13 protein-coding genes and 1 tRNA gene are annotated in these 19541 nt (G+C 47.6%); 5 read left to right on the plus strand and 9 right to left on the minus strand.

Going from position 1 to position 19541, the window contains the following annotated elements; genetic code table 11:
- Positions 1-65: 65 nt before the first annotated feature.
- From A8709_RS13605 to A8709_RS13635, 7 genes are all read right to left on the minus strand, one after another.
- Positions 66-2540 carry a S9 family peptidase gene (locus A8709_RS13605; RefSeq protein WP_084224911.1) on the minus strand — a complete coding sequence of 825 codons (2475 nt, stop codon included), beginning with the start codon at positions 2538-2540 and terminating at the stop codon, positions 66-68.
- 162 nt (positions 2541-2702) lie between these two features.
- Positions 2703-3725, minus strand: a complete 1023-nt coding sequence (locus A8709_RS13610) for an aldo/keto reductase (RefSeq protein WP_244163185.1) — start codon at positions 3723-3725, stop codon at positions 2703-2705.
- Between the two features lie 96 nt (positions 3726-3821).
- Positions 3822-5135 (minus strand): 6-phospho-beta-glucosidase, encoded by a 1314-nt coding sequence (locus tag A8709_RS13615; protein ID WP_065852934.1) that lies wholly within the window; start codon positions 5133-5135, stop codon positions 3822-3824.
- Positions 5132-6127: an N-acetylglucosamine kinase gene (locus tag A8709_RS13620; protein ID WP_065852935.1), complete on the minus strand. Its 996-nt coding sequence runs from the start codon at positions 6125-6127 to the stop codon at positions 5132-5134. Before A8709_RS13620 ends, A8709_RS13615 begins: the two co-directional genes overlap by 4 nt.
- On the minus strand, positions 6124-7047 hold the full coding sequence (locus A8709_RS13625) for a carbohydrate ABC transporter permease (RefSeq protein WP_084224912.1): 924 nt from the start codon (positions 7045-7047) through the stop codon (positions 6124-6126). The genes A8709_RS13620 and A8709_RS13625 overlap by 4 nt, the downstream gene beginning before the upstream one ends.
- A 19-nt stretch (positions 7048-7066) precedes the next feature.
- The gene (locus tag A8709_RS13630) at positions 7067-7975 is read right to left on the minus strand and encodes a carbohydrate ABC transporter permease (protein ID WP_084224913.1); all 909 of its coding nucleotides are present in this window, start codon (positions 7973-7975) and stop codon (positions 7067-7069) included.
- 67 nt (positions 7976-8042) lie between these two features.
- The gene (locus tag A8709_RS13635; RefSeq protein ID WP_065852936.1) at positions 8043-9410 is read right to left on the minus strand and encodes an ABC transporter substrate-binding protein; all 1368 of its coding nucleotides are present in this window, start codon (positions 9408-9410) and stop codon (positions 8043-8045) included.
- A 532-nt stretch (positions 9411-9942) separates the two neighbouring features.
- On the opposite strand from A8709_RS13635, the gene A8709_RS13640 reads away from it, so the two are divergent.
- On the plus strand, positions 9943-10659 hold the full coding sequence (locus A8709_RS13640; protein ID WP_065852937.1) for a GntR family transcriptional regulator: 717 nt from the start codon (positions 9943-9945) through the stop codon (positions 10657-10659).
- Positions 10660-10886: 227 nt separating this feature from the next.
- Here A8709_RS13640 and A8709_RS13645 read toward each other — a convergent pair whose 3' ends face one another.
- Positions 10887-12404: an MDR family MFS transporter gene (locus A8709_RS13645; RefSeq protein WP_065852938.1), complete on the minus strand. Its 1518-nt coding sequence runs from the start codon at positions 12402-12404 to the stop codon at positions 10887-10889.
- A 194-nt stretch (positions 12405-12598) separates the two neighbouring features.
- Between A8709_RS13645 and A8709_RS13650 the strand changes: the two genes are divergently transcribed.
- The 4 genes from A8709_RS13650 (at position 12599) to A8709_RS13665 (ending at position 15721) form a co-directional block, all read left to right on the plus strand.
- Complete coding sequence (locus A8709_RS13650) at positions 12599-13342, plus strand: spermidine synthase (RefSeq protein ID WP_065852939.1); 744 nt, start codon at positions 12599-12601, stop codon at positions 13340-13342.
- 94 nt (positions 13343-13436) lie between these two features.
- Positions 13437-14993: an ABC-F family ATP-binding cassette domain-containing protein gene (locus A8709_RS13655; protein WP_065852940.1), complete on the plus strand. Its 1557-nt coding sequence runs from the start codon at positions 13437-13439 to the stop codon at positions 14991-14993.
- Between the two features lie 121 nt (positions 14994-15114).
- Positions 15115-15186: transfer RNA gene (locus A8709_RS13660), tRNA-Lys, on the plus strand.
- A 217-nt stretch (positions 15187-15403) separates the two neighbouring features.
- The gene (locus tag A8709_RS13665; RefSeq protein WP_141692525.1) at positions 15404-15721 is read left to right on the plus strand and encodes a DUF5658 family protein; all 318 of its coding nucleotides are present in this window, start codon (positions 15404-15406) and stop codon (positions 15719-15721) included.
- Between the two features lie 498 nt (positions 15722-16219).
- Here the strand turns inward: A8709_RS13665 and A8709_RS13670 are convergent, their stop codons facing one another.
- Positions 16220-19465 carry a response regulator gene (locus A8709_RS13670; RefSeq protein WP_141692527.1) on the minus strand — a complete coding sequence of 1082 codons (3246 nt, stop codon included), beginning with the start codon at positions 19463-19465 and terminating at the stop codon, positions 16220-16222.
- Between the last annotated feature and the right edge of the window lie 76 nt (positions 19466-19541).

Genomic DNA, 19541 nt, shown 5'->3' on the forward strand with positions numbered 1-19541 from the left:
AAAGAGGCCCTAGGGCCTCTCATTCATGCGAGGCTCCCCGTCTAGGACAGTCCCTCTGATTTAATCTATGCCGCTTTCTTCTTGTTCTTCACATTCTTATTCAAAAAATGGATAAGTGCCTGGTAGAAATCACGTTCATTTTCTAACTTGGAATAACCATGTCCTTCGAACATTTTGAGCATATAAGGTACGTCAACATCTAGCTTGCGTAGCGCTGTTACCATCTGATCCGATTCCGTTCGCTTCACCCTCGGGTCGTTCACGCCTTGTGCGATCATGAGAGGGGCTTTGATTTGGTCCGCATGCAGCACGGGTGAATAGGCTTGGAGCATCTTCTTATCTTTGACAGGGTCACCTACTTGTTGATACATCTGAGAACGACCAATTTCCCAATAGGGTGGCAGCGAGTTCAAAAACGTTAATAGACTGGACGGGCCTACATAATCCACACCTGCTGCGTACAAATCTGGCGTAAACGTCATACCTGCCAACGTCGCATAGCCACCGTAGGAGGCTCCATATATCGCCACACGTTCAGGGTCTGCCGTGCCCCGCTCAATCAGCCAATTCACACCATCGGTGATATCATTCTGCATCGCTTGGCCCCATTGCTTATCTCCAGCGTGCACGAAGGCTTTCCCATAACCTGTTGAGCCTCGGTAATTCAATTGCAGCACAGCATATCCTTGGCTAGCCAACAGTTGAACTTCCGAGCTATAGCCCCAGGAATCGCGAGCCCTCGGCCCGCCATGCGGATTGACAACAACAGGTAGTTTCGTTGCTGCTGCACCTTTAGGTAACGTCAAATATCCGTGAATTGTCAATCCATCTCTGCTTTTAAAAGATATCGGCTTCATGTCGGCCAGCTTCTTCTCATCCAGATTCGGATTGCTGTCTGCAATCTTGTCCAGCTTATCCATCTTGCGATCATACAAATAATAGCTGCCGTATGACTTATCGCCTCCGGTATGCAGCAGCAGCACATCTTTATCCGGTGAACCAATAATACCCCAATGCGTGTTTTGCAGTTTGGCATCGAGTTGGTTCGACATCTCTTCAAACTCTTTATCCAAATACTTCACATGTACATTATCCGTTTCATAGGAAACTGCTAGAACGGACCTCTTCTTGAAGGAATAGATGAAATTGCTAATATCGGCTTCGTCATTCACGTAGATGACTTCCGTCTCTTTCCTCGTCTTTAAATCATAGGTAACGAGTGCTTCTTTATCGCGTCCAACGTTGGAAACCGCATAGAGTTGATCAATGGCAGTAGCACCAGGATTGTAAGTGAACATTACAGGAATAAAGGTATCATTTGCAGCAAAGCTCGCAATTTTCTCAAAAGCTTTGTCCTCATCCTCCCTATAAAGGAGGCTTGTTTCTTCGCCATCTACAGCGATCGCTGCACGAACTCGGCCCCAATTATCGGTCTGCCAATAATCGACGTTTCCTGGATTTTGCACATGGAGGAATGTATCGCCCGTTCCCAGCTTAACTCGGTAAACATCCATCGCCTTGGGATCCCGCTTATTCATTGTAATTAAAAGTTCAAAATCATCTTCCTTCTGAGCAGGCAGCACATCCAACAGGTCTGCCTTTACATTCGTATAGGGAGTCAGGTCTCTATCGCCCGTACCGTCTACATGAACAACATGAATATGCGTATTTTCGGTACCGCCGTTATCAACGGAATAGACAAGCACTTTGTCTGTAATCCAATATAGGCTTTGAATGTTTTCGTCTTTGGAGCTCGTGATCCGCGTGCTTTGTGTCTCTCCAACCTTTTGAATATAGAGATTCATGCGGTTTTCCCACGGTTGCAATAAAGCTAGTGTCGTACTGTCAGGTGATAAACGAAAAGCAACCTTATCCGGTAACCGCAGCAGATCATCCAAGGAAACGGTACCTTGCGACGTCTCTTCTTGCGCAGAAATCGTCCGATATAGAAATAAGACAAGCTGTGCACGCGTCACATGGTCCTGTGGCATAAACGTCAATTGCTCGGTAATAAAATTTTGCTTCAGTCTTATCACATCGTCGTGATGCGGCTTTGCGATGCTGCCCTCATCCTTGAGCCAGGCCTGAATGCCATTATCTTTGAGCTGAAAAGCACGTACGAGCAAGCTCGCCATCTGTTCACGTGTCAGGAAAGATGCTGGTTGATACATCCCGCCATCCCCCTGAACGATATTCCGTTCCTTCAAAGCGTTGACCGATTCCGCGTAAGGACTGGCTTCTGCCACATCCGTGAATCCATTCAGTGACTTCGGCTTCTGCACCTTGAGCGCTTTGCTTAGCCATACCGCAGCATCTCCGCGTGTAACGGCATCATCCGGATGAAAGTTACCGTCCTCTTCAGCTTGGATGATCCCTCTTTGCTTCAGCCATGTAATTTCTTGACTCGCATAGTAATCGGCTGGCACGTCCTCATAGGCGACGTCATCACTGCTTGCCTGCGCACTGATTGGCACCGCAACGGCCGCAATCCAAACAGCAGCCAGTAGCGAGGCTATCCCTTTTCGAAAAAAAACCTTCATGTTATTCCCCCTGTAAACTAAATACAACGAATATCGTACATCCCATTATATGACAGGACAACCTATATTCATAGACTTATAGGATAGATTTGTATAACATTTATATTTCCTTCTAAAAAGCTAAAAGCCCCCAACTCACCATAAAGTGATTGGAGGCTTCTTTTATCTGTTCAGCACCTGATTGGATACATCGCTGATCTGCTGTAATTCTTCATCGGTCAGTGTGAATTGCATCGCCTTCACATTCTCCTCGGCATGATGCGTCTTCGATGCGCCCGGGATCGCAAAAACGGTCTCGCCATGTGCATGTATTAACCAATTCAGCGCGATTTGTGTGGGCGAGGCATCATAGAGAATCGCAAGCTCATCCAGCTTATCGATCAGTGGCTTCGACTTCTGGAGCCCCGCCTTGCGGAAGGCCGAAGTGAATTTACGCGGACCTTTGATCGCCTTCACAAGCGCCGGATTCTTGTGAAACTTGCCGCTGAGAATCCCTTGCTCTAGCGGTGAATATGCGATTATGGCGATTCCCAGCTCTTGCGCGGCTGCCATAATGCCATTGTGTTCAATGCGGCGATCCAGCAAGCTGTATTTCACTTGGTTGGAAATGAGCCGGAGTCCGTGCTCTCGCAGGACTTTGTCCGCTTCACGCATTTTGGCGGCAGAGAAGTTGCTGACCCCTACGTTCTGGATCTTGCCCTGCTTCACGAGTTCAGCCATCGCGTTCATCTCCGCCCGAACCGACGAGAAGGAGAACGGCTGATGCACCTGATGCAGCTCAATGGTCCGATTCTCCAGCAGTCGGATGCGCTCGTCGATGGTGCTCGTAATGCTGCCCGCCGTGCGGAGCAGCGGCCACCATTTCGTCGCAATATGCGCGCCCTCCGCCAAAGGACCCGCTTCGCGCAGCGCCTCGGCTAGCATTTGCTCGGATTGTCCTTTGCCATACACCTCTGCTGTATCAAACCAATTGATCCCGCCCTTGAGACTGGTTTGAACAATGCTGCGCACATCTTCTTTCTTCAACACCGGCCAAAACTTGCCGACCATCCCTTGCCCATTGCTGAATTGCCAGCAACCAAGCCCAAGTGGCGACAGGGACAATGACGAGCTGCCCATCTGCCTGCGTACCGCTTTCCCCACCATACTTTTCACCCAATCCTCGCTATGATGTGATTCTTCCATTATTATACACGATATGGCGGAGAATCACCCGATTTGAGATTGGGGACGCCTAGCAAGGGGATGGCCTCTATTTCCCTTTTATTACTAGCATTATGTTTATTGGAATTGTGGCAAATAAGCTTTGTTTTCTGCAAGGATATCATCTAACAACGGCTTCGCGATATCTACAGATCCTACCAACGGGTGAATCGTGAGGGCTTGCAGTGCAGCATCATAATCGCCTTTCACAGCGGCCTCTACGGCAAGCTCCTCATACGCTTTCACGACCTGCAGTAGCCCGCGAATCTTCGCATTCATAGGCGTTGTGATCTGCACCGGTTTCGGTCCATCCGAGCCTATCACACAGTTCACTTCGATGGACGCATCGTCAGGCAGACTAGGAATCGTGCCGTTATTTTTCACGTTGACAATCTGAATGTCCTTCTTGTTATTGTATATCGACGAGACCAAATTAAGCGCGGCATCCGAATAATACGCGCCTCCCCGCTGCTCCAATTGCTTCGGCTTAATGGCAAGGTTCGGATCTTTATACAGCTCGAACAGCTCCTGTTCCACCTTTTTAACAATCTCGGCCCTAGTTCCCACTTTATCGACTTCTTCTAACTGCTTCTTCAACATCTTCTCCTTCATATAGAAGTATCGGTGGTACGCACAAGGAAGGGCGCCCATAGAACGGATAAAATCTTGACTCCAAGCGAAGCCAGGAATATTTTGCATCGTAAATTTGCTCTCACCAGAAGCTTGAAATAGAAGGTCGTCTGTGCGATCAACGCCATCCACCCAAATTTTGGTCGTCCAGTTCAGATGGTTGATACCCACCATTTCAATATCAATTTTGGATACATCGACTTCCATTACGTCCGCAATTTGCATTTTCGTTTCTATAGGCAGGTTGCATAAGCCGACTGTGCGAACTTTGGAGTACTTTAAGACCGCTTCAGTCACCATACCTGCGGGATTCGTGAAATTGACTAAGAAAGCGTTAGGAGCCAACTCTTCGATATCTTTACAAATATCCAATATGACAGGAATCGTACGCAATCCCTTAGCAAACCCACCCGCGCCTGTTGTTTCCTGACCGATACAGTGATATTTCAGCGGTATCCGCTCATCGCGGCCACGCGCGTCCAGCAAGCCAATCCGCATTTGTGTCATGACAAAATCGGCATCCCGAATAGCTTCGCGTCGGTCATACGTCAAGTGAATCGTGATGGGAACATTCGCTTTTTCCAGCATTCTTTTAGCTAAACTTCCTATGATCTCTAGTTTCTCCCGACCCGCTTCAATATCAACTAAGTAGAGATCCTTAACAGGCAGTTCTTCATACCGTTTGATAAAACCCTCGATCAATTCCGGGGTATAGGAAGATCCGCCGCCGATAACTGCTACTTTTAAGTATGTTTTTCTCATTGTTGTTCATATCCTCCATATTCACTGAATCGCCGATGCGTCCCTTCTGACGTTGGGATTTGCAAATGATCGAATGCCAGCAAAATGGCACCGTACACCGGCGCCATTTCCGGTATCATCAATTCGACGTTCGGATTCTCTGTTTCTAAAGTGTTGCGTAGTTCCTCAAGCAGATGAGGATTGCGCCCTTTTTGAAGGACGCTGCCAATGAGTACGACAGGGACTGTGTCCCCTTTGAAGCCGCCAAGCTTGCGAATCACGGCATTACCTGTGACCCCTAGCTCCTTACCTGCTTCTTTCAGCAGCCGGATCGCCAGCTCATCGCCTGCATCTGCCGCAGCATGTAAGCTTATCGTTAATGCACCTTCGCGAATTTGCTGAATATTACGTTCAAGGAAATGATCGACCAACGCTTCCATCGTCGAATAGCCGAAATAAGCCAGTAGCTTATCAGGCAGACTGGAGGCTATTTCGCGCCCCTCCCAAGATCTGACGGCCGTCCGAAACATCGTCGTCGCCATGTAATTGGCCCCTAGGCTGTCACCGTACAGATAGCCGACACCCCCGACCTGAACAGTTGCTCCAGCCTCATTCCTGCCTGCTGCATTCGTACCGCTGCCACAGATCAGGACAATGCCTACATTGCGCAAACTACCCGTTCGAAGTCCCGCCATTGTATCTGGCGCCATATCCCAGCGCGCGAATGGAAGTTGAGAGAGTGCCTTGCGTACGATCTCATGATCATGAGGGCGATCAAGTCCAGCCAAGGCATATTGAGCAAAGGCCATATCCGAATACGAAAGACTCGCAGCATGCAGAGCTTGTTCTATCGATTCCTTGATAGCAGCATAGGCTTGATCGATCCCTACAACTTGATGGTTGCTGGACCCGGATATGCCACTGCTGATTTTGTGACCATCTCGATCTACAATGACCGCATACGTCTTAGAGCCGCCGCCATCAACACCAAGAATATAGGTTTCCGTACTCATTCTTTGACTCCTCCCGCTGTTACGCCTCCAATAATGTACTTATATAGGAACAGCGAAATGACGACAGGAGGCAGCGATGCCAGGAATCCGCCTGCGGTCATAGAACCCCAATCGATACTGTGCTTGCCCACAAATTCTGCAATCATGATTGGCAGTGTTTTGGACGCGTACGTTTGAGTGAAGGCATTCGCAAAAAGGAATTCATCCCACGCATTTAAAAAGACAAAAATCGCTGTAGCCGCAATCCCAGGCATGGAGAGTGGAAGAATGATGCGAAACATGGTGCGCAGACGACTGCAGCCATCCACATAGGACGCTTCTTCCAGTTCCTTGGGAATGGATTGGAAATATCCAGCCAAGAGCCAAACAACATAGGGCAAGCTGAATGATGTATAAGCGAAGATCAACGCCCATACTGAATCGAGCAAAGGCGGCGTTTGAAATAACACGATGCCTGTAAATGGGATATCTAACTTGATGCCATCCCGAATCATGATATACAGCGGTGTAATAATACTGATCGAAGGCATGATTTGCATAGCTAATACGACGAACAACCCCGTTTTACGAAACGGAAAATTAATTCGTGAAAACGCATATGCCGCAAATACACCGACAAATATCGAAATCACCGTGACCATCACGGACACGACGACACTATTTTTCAAAGCGCTGGCGAACATGACCGCATTGCTTCCCGTGAGAAGGCCGATGTAATTTTGGAATGTCGGCGAATGCGGAATGATATGTCCGTTGATAAGCTCGACTTCCCGAGATATCGAAGATAGAAACAAATAGACAAAAGGGGCTAACGTAAAAATCGTCAATCCGATCAAGCCGAGCCACAAATAAAACGGTGGAAATAAATCCGTGCTGGACGCCTTAAATAGCTGGCCCCATCTATTCTTTTTGGTGTGCATGCTTTCACCTCCCTAACAGCTAATCTTCTTTTTTATTCAACATACGTATATAAATGATAGCCAGAAGAAGAATGACGATTGCTGTCATACAGGCCATGGCTGATGCCTTCCCGAGAAAGAAATAACGAAATGCATTATTAAAGGTTAGGTAAGAAACAGAGGTTGTCGCATCTCCGGTGAAAACGGTCAGCACGTCGTAAACCTTGAACGCACCCATTGTCCGTAGAACGAGCGCCATCATGACCGAAGGTGCAATCTGCGGAATGGTAATATAACGAATTTTCTTCCAAAACCCGGCCCCATCCAGCATCGCCGCTTCATATAAATCAGATGAAATAGACTGCAGTCCAGCTAGCAAAATAATGGTGATGAAAGGCGTCATCTTCCATACGTCAGCAAGGATGACGAAATAAATTAAGTGGCTGGAATCCGCCAGCCATACAGGATTCACATCTGGCGCAAGCAAATGAAGCTGATGTAAAACAACCGTGATCCCGCCGTATCCAGGCGTCAAAAGCCATTGCCAGGTCAAACCGTTAACCAAGGTTAGCAGCGCCCAAGGAATAATAATGATCGCTCGGAAGAACGATCTCCCCTTAAAGGTCTGGTTCAGCAGCAGCGCGCTGATGAAACCAAAGAACAACTCCAATACGACGGATAACACAGTAAAGACTAACGTTCTGTTCATCGAAAGTTGGAAATCCGCACTTTTCAGCACGTCCAGATAATTCTTAAACCCGACATAAAAGGAGCCTGAGCCTTCCATTAAGTTGTACTGGTAAAAGCTCCAAACGATCGTTTGGTATACGGGATAGACAAACGTTTTTACGAGTAAATAAGCTGTAGGCAAGATGAATAAAAGAGCCATTAGCACGTTTTTCTGTTCATGGTTCAGCGTCTTTTTTTTGCTATTGAAGGTTTTATTCATAGATCCTCCCTAGGAAGAGTTTTGCGGGCTGTATGCCGGAAAAGAGCAGCCCGCAAGTTCCCGCCTATCATTTTGATGTAGAATCGGCAATGGCTTTCTCAATTTTTTGCGCGGCTTCATTCAAAGCATCTTCTGGCGTTTTTTGTCCAAGCAGTGCCTGATGCAGGTCAGCGGCCAGAATATCAGACCAGTTCACATAACCTGGCGCATTCGGACGATCGTGACCATAGTTGTATTGCTCGGAAATTTTACCAACTGTTTTTGTTGTGTCCGCCGCAAGAAGCTCGGGGTCTTTATATAAACTTTGAAGAACCGGGTATTGACCTTCCATTTTAAACTCATCCAGTTGATAATCTCTTTCTCCAATCCATTTCAGGAAGGCAAGAGCCGCTTGTTTATGCTTGCTGCTCTTCATAAGAGCCAGGCCTTCAGAACCTGTAACCGCTGAGGATACAACATTACCTTGACCAGGCATTAAGCCGACATCGGTTTTATCTACTACATTAGATTTCGTGGGATCGTTCAAATCGGGATAATGCCCTTCCCACGCGCTGATCATAGCCAATTTGCCCGCAGAGAACGCACGCGTAACATCTTCTTCTGACCACTGCAAGCTTGCAGGATCCACCGTTTTATCTTTGTTAAGAATATCCACCATGTACTTAAGCGCTTCCAATGCACCACCCTTATTAAAGGATGGCTTGCCGTTCGCATCGAAGAATTGTCCGCCGAACCCGTAGACTAAGCTTACGTAATCCGTAATTAGCGCCTCGGATTGCTTCCAGGACCAACCAGACGCGTAAATGCCGTTACCCGTGAGTTTCTTGGAAGCTTCGCGGAACTCATCCCATGTTTTCGGAGCATGATCAATACCGGCCTTCGCCAAGAGATCCTTGTTCCAGTAAAAGTGCTTCGTTCCTGAATACCACGGCATAGCCACTAAATGCCCATCATACGTCACTGAGCCAAGGGATGATGGCGTCATTTTGCTTTGTACATCCTTAGGAATGACATTGCTCAGATCTTCAGCGAGATTGCCTTTATAAAATTGTCCCGCCCATATCGTATCCATCTCTACAACATCAAGATCTGCGGAGTTCGACATCGCGGAAAGCGTGATTTTGGAATATAAGGAGTTGTAGTCCACGCCCATAATATTGACTTTAATTCCTGTCTGCTCGGTGAACTTCTTCACCATGGCAACCCGAGGGCTCTCTGCGCCTTTGGATACTGCCCAAAGCACATTAATTTCTTGGCCTTTCAGAGAGGGATCGCTGGTCTTGCTCCAATCCAACCCAGTAGCCGTCTGGGATCCGCTGCTATTTCCTTTATCCGTACTTTTCGCGGTTCCCCCCGTATCCGGTGTCCCGGCACAGCCAGCAAGCAGCACCAAACTCATCGCAGTCATCGTCAACACTTTCCATTCTTTCTTCATACCTACACCTCCGAATGATATACTTGCCTAATTTGTTCCTATGAATTGAATAATCAAAGAGGATTGCATGGCAGCAAACATCGCCGCCTAAACTAAAACAAATTCAAACAATTCATCCTGTTGTTATAACAAATTAATCCAGCTTGATGCTCTTATTTACGGATCCCCCCAAAATCGTATCGCAACAGTCCTTCGAGATTTATCCAATACAACAATAAGCAATTCATTACGTTGTAGTAACAAATATGGATACAATCAACTTCAAATGACTGCTTTTATTAACCGAGTATAGTATGCTCACTGTGTTTGTGTCAATTATAATTACATATTTTTTGTTTTAAAAATTTGTAAGCGATTTATAATGAGGTTAAATTTCATTTGTGTGAGGTTAAATGACACGTCTTTATTAATAGTAAATAAATTTTTAATTTCAAGCTGGCTGTTATCTTATGTAAATTTATATTGTTGTTATAACAAATTTTCAATGGTATGATGATGAAGGACAGTTCATATCTGGAGGTTATTCACTACAATGAAAAAAGAGGGCATTGCACTTTATTATACAGTTAAGGAAAAGCTCCACGAAATGATTGAAGAAGGAAAATACGCACCAGGACAGCAATTTCCTACTGAATCTGAACTGTGCGAGAAGTTCGGTGTAAGCCGTACGACCATTCGACAGGCACTGAGTCAGCTGAAATTAGAAGGACACATCTATCAGGTTCAAGGAAAAGGTACATTTGTCTCTTTACCTAAACTCGAACAGTCCGTCGCACCATACCGCAGCTTCAACGAGCAGCTCAAAGGACGCGGCCAACAAATCGATACGAAAGTTGTTGAACTTACGGTCGTATCTGCCGATAAGCGGCTCGCGAAGAAGCTCGAGATTCTCGAACAGGATGCTGTGTTCCGTCTTGAAAGAATCCGATACGCGGATGATCTCCCGTTATTGTTTTCGATCACCTATATCCCATGGAAGGTGACTCCTGGGCTTATGAAGGAGGATTGCTTCGGTTCCTTGTATACGCTTATGAAAGAGAAATTTGCTGTCGAGCTGTCTCATTGCGTGGAATCCATTGAACCTATCCTCATGGATGAAGCCATCGGCAAGCATTTGAACACCCCCGTTGGAGCTCCTAGCTTCTTACTCAATACGGTCACTTATGCGAAGAATAACAAACCTGTAGAATATTCACACGAAGTGTTTAGAGGGGATCGTGCTAAATTCACTATTGAACGGAAGTTTTGATCGATTGGGACCCGTCCTGCTGTTATTCACCGGGTAGCTAGGCTCCTCCCTTGTTTGGACTTTCCCCAAATAGATGGAGGTAAAATACGAAAATAGCAGACCTACGTTCCGTAACTCTACGATCTATCGAGACTTCACTGAAATAGCGGAAACACGTTCCGTATTTCAATCGTCTCCCGAATAAAAACCGCAAAAAGAGCTGCCGCAGCAGCTCCTCCTTAACCAACTTAAGCACTAGTCCCTGGCCCCGCCACGGGGACCACTTCCTCATGGCTCGACAGCACCTCACGCTTCATAAAGAAGCATGCGATGAACGCCACCACCGCGAACCCAATGCCGATTGTGAAAATATGCTGAAAGCTGTCAGCAAACACGGTTTTAATCCGCAGCATGAGATCTACCGGCAGCCCTTTCGGGATGCCGCCATTCAAGATCGTTTCCGCTGTGCCAGCTGGGAATTGATCCGACATGCCTGCAAGCCCTTTCGTAATGTTCCGTGACAGCAGACTGCCAAAGATACTAAACCCTAGCGTCGTACCGATCGCTTGGAACAATTGCACGGTCGCTACGCCCACGCCGCTATGCTCCTTCGCGACCGACTCCTGCACGATCAGATTATCGGAGCCGAACAATACGCCGATGCCTAGTCCCAGAATGAAAAATCCTACGATAATGTACATCACCGTCGTATCCACATGAATCCGCGACAGCAGGATATAGCTGGCGATCGGGAAAATGAACGAAAGGATGAATAGGTTTTTATACGCTACCTTTGTGATCAAATTCCCACACAGAATGCTCGCCGGAATGGCCCCTGCCATGAAGGCAAGTGACAAGTAGCCGGAGGCTGTCGGTGTCATGCCCATGACATTTTGCGCGAAGAACGGGAATCCAGACATACCGCCCATCACCCCCAGCATCGTGAGGAACACGATAATGGAGAGCACGACAACAGAGCGATTCTTAAAGAGCGTGAGTGGAATAATCGGCTCCGCCGCTCTCATTTCAATCTGGATAAAGAGCGCCGTGAATCCAACGAACAACGCCAGAAGTCCAAGAATCGCCGGCGACGTCCACGTGTAACCTTTGACATCAATGAGAACCGGTGCCAAGAGCAAGGCGAACATCGCGAGCACCAACGTACAAGCGCCTGACCAATCGATCGATTTTTTCTCCGTTTTTACTGACTCGCGCAGTCCCTTCACCATAATAATCGCCGAGAAAATACCAATCGGAATATTGATGAGGAAGATCCAATGCCAGTTCACATGGCTAACGAAGTAACCGCCTATCGTTGGACCCAGCAGTTGTGGCAGGATGAGCAGCGGTCCAATGAAGCTTTGCAGCTTCGCACGCTGTTCCAGCCGGAACGTGTCACCGATAATAATCATCGCAAGCGGCATCAAGCCGCCGGCCCCGATTCCCTGAATCCCTCTGCCTATGAGCAGTACGGTCATCGAATCAGCCATCCCGCAAATGATCGACCCCGCCAAGAACAACACAACACAGCTCAAATAAATTTTCTTACGACCGTAGATGTCGGCCAGCTTCCCAAAAATCGGCATAAACATCGTAATGGACAGCATATAAATGCCCGCCACCCAGCCATACAACGACAACCCGTGCAGTTCGCGGATAATCGTCGGTAATGCCGTAGAGACAACCGTCTGATCTAGCTCCGAGAAAATGAGCCCCAGCATCAGACCAATGAGTACTAGTTTCTTATTGCTTCCTTGCTCCGTCATAAGTACCTCCTATTTCTTCTATTCATGGGCTTCACCAGCCTGGAATTCACGTTGATTGACTCTTTTATCATAAAGCAACACCAACTCCCACTCATCAGGCGCAAGCTTTAACCTTTCCTCGGTCTACAGATGTAAATTGGCAAGCTATGGTATACTGTCCACATATCTTACTTTTTGAAGGAGTTTGCGTACCGGTGGACGTGCTATTCAAGGAACTAACCGCTCATCACGACATTACCATTTACGATACAGACACCTTCGCAGGTGAAAAAGGACGCTTTCGCATCCTAGAATTCTCCAACCACGCCATGCAGGGCGCCATGGATCTACGACAACCGGATCGCGTGCTTTTCGAGTATCCGCGGGCGATGATTCATCTCATGCAGGCAAATAACCACAGCTTTCAGCGGGTTTTCCTGATCGGGCATGGGATCGGCTCCATTGCCTCTCATCTGAAAGAGAAGCGCTTCACCGTCGCAGAGCTGGACGAGCATGTCGTCGCGCTGAGCAGACGCTACTTTGGCTATAGCCAAGACAATGTACGTATAGGCGACGGTAGACAGCTCCTCCGTGAAGAGTCAGCAAGCACCTACGACTACATTCTTGTCGATGCTTTTACCGAGAAGGGCACGCCCCTGTCGTTAACGTCATTAAGCTTTTTCCAAATGGCTGCGCAAAAACTCGACGCCGAAGGCGCTATCCTCCTTAATCTGATGGGTAAGGGGGAGCAGGACCCGCTCCTTGCCGCGATTCATACCACACTTCACGAGGTATTCCCGTATGTCAAAGCTTATAAACTTCCGTCCGAGGGACGTCGCGATCCCCAGAATATCATTCTGATGGGTCAAAATAAGCCGATCACCGCCAATCTACGACAGATGGCAGGCTTCGTCGAAATGATGCCAGGCTATGGGCATATCCTGATGGATAACGAATAAAAACCCCATTTTTCCACATCTGGGGAGTTGTTTGCACCCACTCGTTTATAATAAAATGTAAGAAGAAAAAAGTTCAATAGAAAAGGTGTCATTCATGAGCATATTAAATGTAGAACGACTTAGTCACGGCTTTGGGGATCGCGCGATCTTCAACGATGTCTCTTTCCGCCTGTTGAAGGGCGAGCACATCGGACTTATTGGCGCAAATGGTGAAGGGAAATCCACCTTCATGAATATCATTACCGGCAAGCTGCAACCGGACGATGGGAAAGTGGAATGGTCCAAGCGCATGCGCGTTGGGTACCTCGATCAACATGCTGTGCTGACCAAAGGCATGACGATGCGCGACGTACTGAAGGGTGCTTTTCAATATCTATTCGATATGGAACAAGAAATGAACGATATGTACGGCCGCATGGGCGACGTTAGCCCAGAAGAGTTGGAGCGTTTGCTCGAAGATGTAGGAACGATTCAAGATACGCTAACGAATCAGGATTTCTACATGATCGATGCCAAAATCGAAGAAACGGCCCGCGGTCTGGGTCTGACAGATATCGGCTTAGATAAGGACGTAAACGATTTGAGCGGCGGGCAGCGGACGAAAGTTCTGCTTGCGAAGCTTCTGCTCGAGAAACCAGATATTCTGCTCCTCGATGAGCCTACGAACTATTTGGATGAGCAGCATATCGAATGGTTGAAGCGCTACCTGAATGAATATGAGAATGCCTTCATCCTCATCTCACATGATATTCCCTTCCTGAACAGCGTAATTAACTTGATTTACCACATGGAAAATCAAGCTTTAAACCGCTACGTCGGTGACTATGACCATTTCTTAGAAGTTCATGAAATGAGAAAGTCGCAGCTTGAGTCCGCGTACAAACGCCAACAGCAGGAAATTTCTGAACTGAAAGATTTCGTTCAGCGTAACAAAGCCAGCGTCGCGACACGTAACATGGCGATGTCCAGACAGAAGAAGCTCGACAAGATGGATGTCATCGAACTGGCCAAAGAAAAACCGAAGCCGCAGTTCAACTTCAAAGAAGGGCGTACGGCAGGCAAGCTCATTTTTGAAGCGACAGATCTGGTTATCGGGTACGACACACCATTGTCCCGTCCACTTAACCTGCGTATGGAGCGTGGGCAGAAAATTGCGCTCGTCGGTGCCAACGGTATCGGTAAGACGACGTTACTTCGCAGCATTTTAGGCGAAATCCCGGCTCTATCCGGATCTGTGCATAAAGGTGAAAACCAACAAATCGGCTATTTCCAACAGGAAATTAAGGAATCCAATAACAATACGTGTATCGATGAGGTTTGGAACGAATTCCCTTCGCTCAACCAATTCGAGGTTCGCGCGGCGCTTGCCCGCTGTGGACTCACGACGAAACATATCGAGAGCAAAATCGTTGTACTCAGCGGTGGCGAGAAAGCGAAGGTTCGCTTGTGCAAGCTAATCAACCGCGAAACGAACCTGCTTGTGCTCGATGAGCCGACGAACCATTTGGACGTCGATGCCAAAGAAGAGCTGAAGCGTGCGCTTCGCGCTTACAAAGGCAGCATCATCCTGATCTCTCACGAACCTGATTTCTATCGCGATGTCGTGACAGAAACGTGGAACTGTGAATCCTGGACGACGAAAGTATTCTAAATGTTAGTAAAGGGAGCTCACTTACTCGCCTCGGCGGTAGGCGGGCTCTCGTTCTATTTCCGAGTAACAGAAGGAAAAGGTTGACCAACTCTAACGTTGCATGTTAGAATAACATTTACTCAGGTCCGTAGCTCAATGGCAGAGCAACCGGCTCTTAACCGGTAGGTTGTGGGTTCGACCCCCACCGGGCCTATATAAGTAATCCCCCTCGATCTTTAGCGGATCGCGGGGGATTTTTTCTTTGTGAAGCATGTTGTGTGTGATACGTTCTGGACAAGTCCCTCCTTTTAATGATACATTATGTATCAGATACATATCAGATTCTGATTACATTTGTATCAAAAGAAAGCTAAGCCACGATCTGTATCACACCACAGAAAGCGAGGATCCCTATGCCTGACCTTCGTTCCTTGTTCAGGAGCAAAATGCTGATCTTGCTGCTCATTCTATGTTTCTCTGACGCCTTATTCACGGATGTAGGCCTGCATCTAAGCTTCATCGAAGAACTCAACCCGTTCATACGCAGTTTATACGAATGGCATGTAATCGCTTACTATGCAGTTAAACTTATTTTCCCTGTTACCTTAATGATCCTATATCCGTATATCCACCAGAAAATGTGGGTGCATCCCGCTCTGACACTAACCGTCATCGTCTATGCTGGCGTCAACGCATATCACTGTGTTTGGCTAACCTACGGACTGACTTATCTTGCGGGACACGTTTAGATCTAATGATGGTGTGCCAAAAAGGGGAAAACCGCATGCTGATTGTCTGTGACGATGCAGACCCGTAAGGCCCTTTTTGGGCGTTTCGACGTCAGCAGCTCCGACCAAGAGGCGATACTACCTGCGGTAACGACCTTTTTGGGCGTTACAGCTCGGTTACGAGCCAAGGCTCGCCCCGTAACGCCCTTTTTGGGCGTTACGACCCCAGCAGCTCCGCCAAAAAGGCGATACTACCTGCGGTAACGACCTTTTTAGGCGTTACAGCTCGATTACGAGCCAAGGCTCGCCCTGTAAGGCCCTTTTTGGGCGTTACGACGCCAGCAGCCCCGCCCAAAAGGCGAAATCACCTGCGGTAACGACCTTTTTGGGCGTTACAGCTCGACTACGAGACTGCTGAAAAAACAGCAGTAGACACAAACAAGGATCTAAGCGCACAAGCCGCTTAGATCCTTTTCCAGCAATCGCGTCAATCTCGATCACTATGCGAAGATCCGTTCCCTACTGTACCTCACTCACCATAACAGCCTTGCCCTTACCCAGTATGCCGTCTATCTCCTGCTGAACACGCAGTAAGCGTGCACCGCAAACCTCCGCATCCATGCCATGTTCCAATTCCTTCTCCATGCTGAGCACCTCCGCCACTAGAGCTTCTGCGTAGAAATTCACGGCAATCCCTTTCAGCGTATGGATCTTCCTGCTTACGATGGCTTTCTCCCCGCTGCTCACGAGCAGCATAACTTGCTCATAGAAGCTGCTATAATCTTGTCTAAATTTCTCTATCATATACTGGAAAATATGAAGCTTATGATCAATATTCCGCATCAATTGCTCGGTATCTACACCTTGTATCTCTAATAGCCAGCTGAGCCCTTGCCATTTCGTCAGCATATCGGTCAGCTGCCCTTCCGTTACAGGCTTGGTGAGCAGATCGTTCATGCCCATCTTCAAAAGCTGCATACGATCCTGCATCAGCACATTCGCGGTGAGCGCAATGATCGGAACGCGATTCAGGCTTTTTTGCTGCCGCAGCTTTTGCGTAGCTTCATAGCCATCCATCTCCGGCATATGAATATCCATCAGGATGAGTGCCCACTCCTGACGATCAGCAAGCGCCAAAGCTTCCCGGCCATTCTGCGCGATCACCACGTGATAGCCTAATTGCTCTAAGAGCTCTGAAATGACAAGCTGATTAATCTCATTGTCCTCCGAGACAAGAATGTTCCCTCTGGACGCAGTGACGCGCTTCTCCACGGAGCGAGTCACCAGGCAAGGTTCCGTTGCAACGGAGCGTGCTTCCTGTCCCTCCAAATTCTCAATGGTCATCCTCAATGTCCTTCTGCTTACGGGTTTCACGAGCACGGCATCTGCCTGTAAGACCACCGGCAGCTCAGACATCTGTTCTCGGCCATCTAGCGTAGTATACGCGATAACCTTTGTGCGCGAGCGATCGATCGGCGCCATTACTCGCTCTAAGCCATCCTGCTGCTCGAGGTCTGCCATTTGCATATCGAGCAGCAGATAATCAACAGGATTAGCATTCCACGCATCCTGCTCTAAAGAAGTCACCAACTCCGACGCAGTCGTCACGGTATCCAGTTCTAGCTGCATGCCTCCGAGCAACGCTGTCAGGTGCTGCGCCACAAGCGGATGATCTTCGGCCACTCGCATACGCCGATAAGGCGCATCATTCTCGCCGATCATCCTAATGCTTGTATCCTCTATAGCCTCTTCGGAACGGACTCGTCCTAGCAGCAAGCTGAAATAAAAGCAGCTTCCTTGGCCTAGAACGGTATCCACCTGCAAGACGCCGCCCATCGACTGCACTAAGTGCTGGCAAATCACAAGACCTAATCCCGTCCCGCCGTATCTGCGGCTCATCGACGTATCCGCTTGTGAGAAAGGAACGAAAAGCTTGGTCAACTGTTCCTTCGAAATACCAATGCCGGTATCCTCCATGGCAAATGAGACTAAATAAGTTTCATCCGCGGTCTCCTCGAGCGCTACTTTTAACCGTAGATAGCCATTTCGAGTGAATTTAATCGCATTATTCGTTAAGTTGATCAGGACCTGCTCCAACCGGAAAGGATCACCATTCACCAAATCGGGCAGATCCTCAGACGTATCGAGCATAATCTCGATCGGGCTCATGCCTAGCGAGACGCTCGCTAGATCTGCTACCTTTTGCAGGGACGCCTCTAAAGAGAAGTCTACGGTTTCTAACGACATTTTACCTGCTTCCAGTTTGGAGAAATCAAGAATATCGTTAATCGTAGTTAACAGCACATTGGAGGAAGAATCAATTTTGGTCAAATAATCCTGTTGGATCGCCGTTAATTCGGTTCGTTGTAAGAGCAGCGATAATCCGATAATTCCATTCAGCGGTGTCCGTATTTCATGACTCATTCTAGCTAGGAATTCGCTCTTGGCTCTGTTCGATTGATCCGCCTCTTCACGTCTCTTCAGGTCCGTAATGTCGTGAACGGTGCCCATTACACCCTCAATTTCGTTCTCTCCATCCTTGAAAAGAGGGGATAACGTGACGTTATACGCATGTTCCGTCCCGTCGGGATGCTGTAGATGAATGCCGAATTGCTGCGTTTTCCGCGCAACAATCGTTTGCTCAAAGCCTCTCTCCCATTTCTCAGGGTCGTCCATCTGAATCACATCCGACAATTGACGTCCCTTCACTTGGCTGGAATTCATCTGATACGTAAGGTACATCTTACTGTTCGATGAAGCAATGGTCCCATCTAACCGAAACCGGAAGATGAAATCCTCTGAATTTTCGACCAAAGTCCGATACTGCTCATCTCTCGTCCTCGCCTTATTTAAGGCTGCACGATGATCCGTAACGTCACAAGCGGAACCGATTAATTCCATCACAACACCATATTTATAGATCGGCTGTAAACTGACTAGCAGCGTATATCCATTAAGGGAATCATACTCGTAGGTAACCCGCTCCCCCTGCCACGCTCTATCATACTTTTGCTTGATCATCGCCACAAAGTTCTTATCCTGAAATGCCACATCATCGACACGTTTGCCAATGAATTGTATCGGCCGTAAACCAAGCTGCTCCAGCAGTTGGCCCTCGATCACAATGTAAACGTATTCACCGTGATGTTTATGAAGCTTGAATGTAAAACCAGGTTGATACCGCAGCATGTCGATCAACTCATCTTCAACTTGACGAATCTGCTGTTTATATTCGCGAGTACGAACCAGATAACGTATGAAAATACTAACGACGAAAGCGCATACCATCTGATACATAATGTATATCGAGATCGTACGGAGCGGCGTCCCGTATAGTAACCACATACACGTATAGTAAAAAACGAAGAAAAAGGTCACTCCGTACAGCCATTTCAGCCAAAAGGAACGCGTCCTTGCGAAGATGATAGCCGTTCCGGAAACCGCAGCTAAACCGATAATCAGCAGCGGGAGATCAATGGCCCCCTCAAAGATGAACCTGCTGACCCATAAGCACACAAACGTAATAAGTATAGATAAGAAGCCGCCCATATAAACCGACAATAACAAACCTATCCCTCGAAAATTCAGACTCACATGCGGATCAACGGACACACTGAATCGCATCAGCAGTATCACGAGTGCACCATGTACTAAACCACTGTACACTTTGAACAACCAGGTAGGCTGTTGATCTAGCTTCGTTAATAGAAAGATTTGTTCAACAAATACGACAAACACCGTAATCAAAGCAAAGTTTATTATCAAATCTTGTAGCAAAGCTATCACCAACCTGTTTTCGATTCCTGCAAGAACGTCCTCATTTCTCGTCGCTTACTCATTG

This window comes from Paenibacillus pectinilyticus (assembly GCF_001700435.1).
Lineage (GTDB): Bacteria > Bacillota > Bacilli > Paenibacillales > NBRC-103111 > Paenibacillus_E > Paenibacillus_E pectinilyticus.

What these genes read in the sequence shown, in the direction of transcription:
- A8709_RS13605 (WP_084224911.1), bottom strand. Translation starts at nt 2,540, where the DNA reads ATGAAGGTTTTTTTTCGAAAAGGGATAGCCTCGCTACTGGCTGCTGTT.
- A8709_RS13610 (WP_244163185.1), bottom strand. Translation starts at nt 3,725, where the DNA reads ATGGAAGAATCACATCATAGCGAGGATTGGGTGAAAAGTATGGTGGGG.
- A8709_RS13615 (WP_065852934.1), bottom strand. Translation starts at nt 5,135, where the DNA reads ATGAGAAAAACATACTTAAAAGTAGCAGTTATCGGCGGCGGATCTTCC.
- A8709_RS13620 (WP_065852935.1), bottom strand. Translation starts at nt 6,127, where the DNA reads ATGAGTACGGAAACCTATATTCTTGGTGTTGATGGCGGCGGCTCTAAG.
- A8709_RS13625 (WP_084224912.1), bottom strand. Translation starts at nt 7,047, where the DNA reads ATGCACACCAAAAAGAATAGATGGGGCCAGCTATTTAAGGCGTCCAGC.
- A8709_RS13630 (WP_084224913.1), bottom strand. Translation starts at nt 7,975, where the DNA reads ATGAATAAAACCTTCAATAGCAAAAAAAAGACGCTGAACCATGAACAG.
- A8709_RS13635 (WP_065852936.1), bottom strand. Translation starts at nt 9,410, where the DNA reads ATGAAGAAAGAATGGAAAGTGTTGACGATGACTGCGATGAGTTTGGTG.
- A8709_RS13640 (WP_065852937.1), top strand. Translation starts at nt 9,943, where the DNA reads ATGAAAAAAGAGGGCATTGCACTTTATTATACAGTTAAGGAAAAGCTC.
- A8709_RS13645 (WP_065852938.1), bottom strand. Translation starts at nt 12,404, where the DNA reads ATGACGGAGCAAGGAAGCAATAAGAAACTAGTACTCATTGGTCTGATG.
- A8709_RS13655 (WP_065852940.1), top strand. Translation starts at nt 13,437, where the DNA reads ATGAGCATATTAAATGTAGAACGACTTAGTCACGGCTTTGGGGATCGC.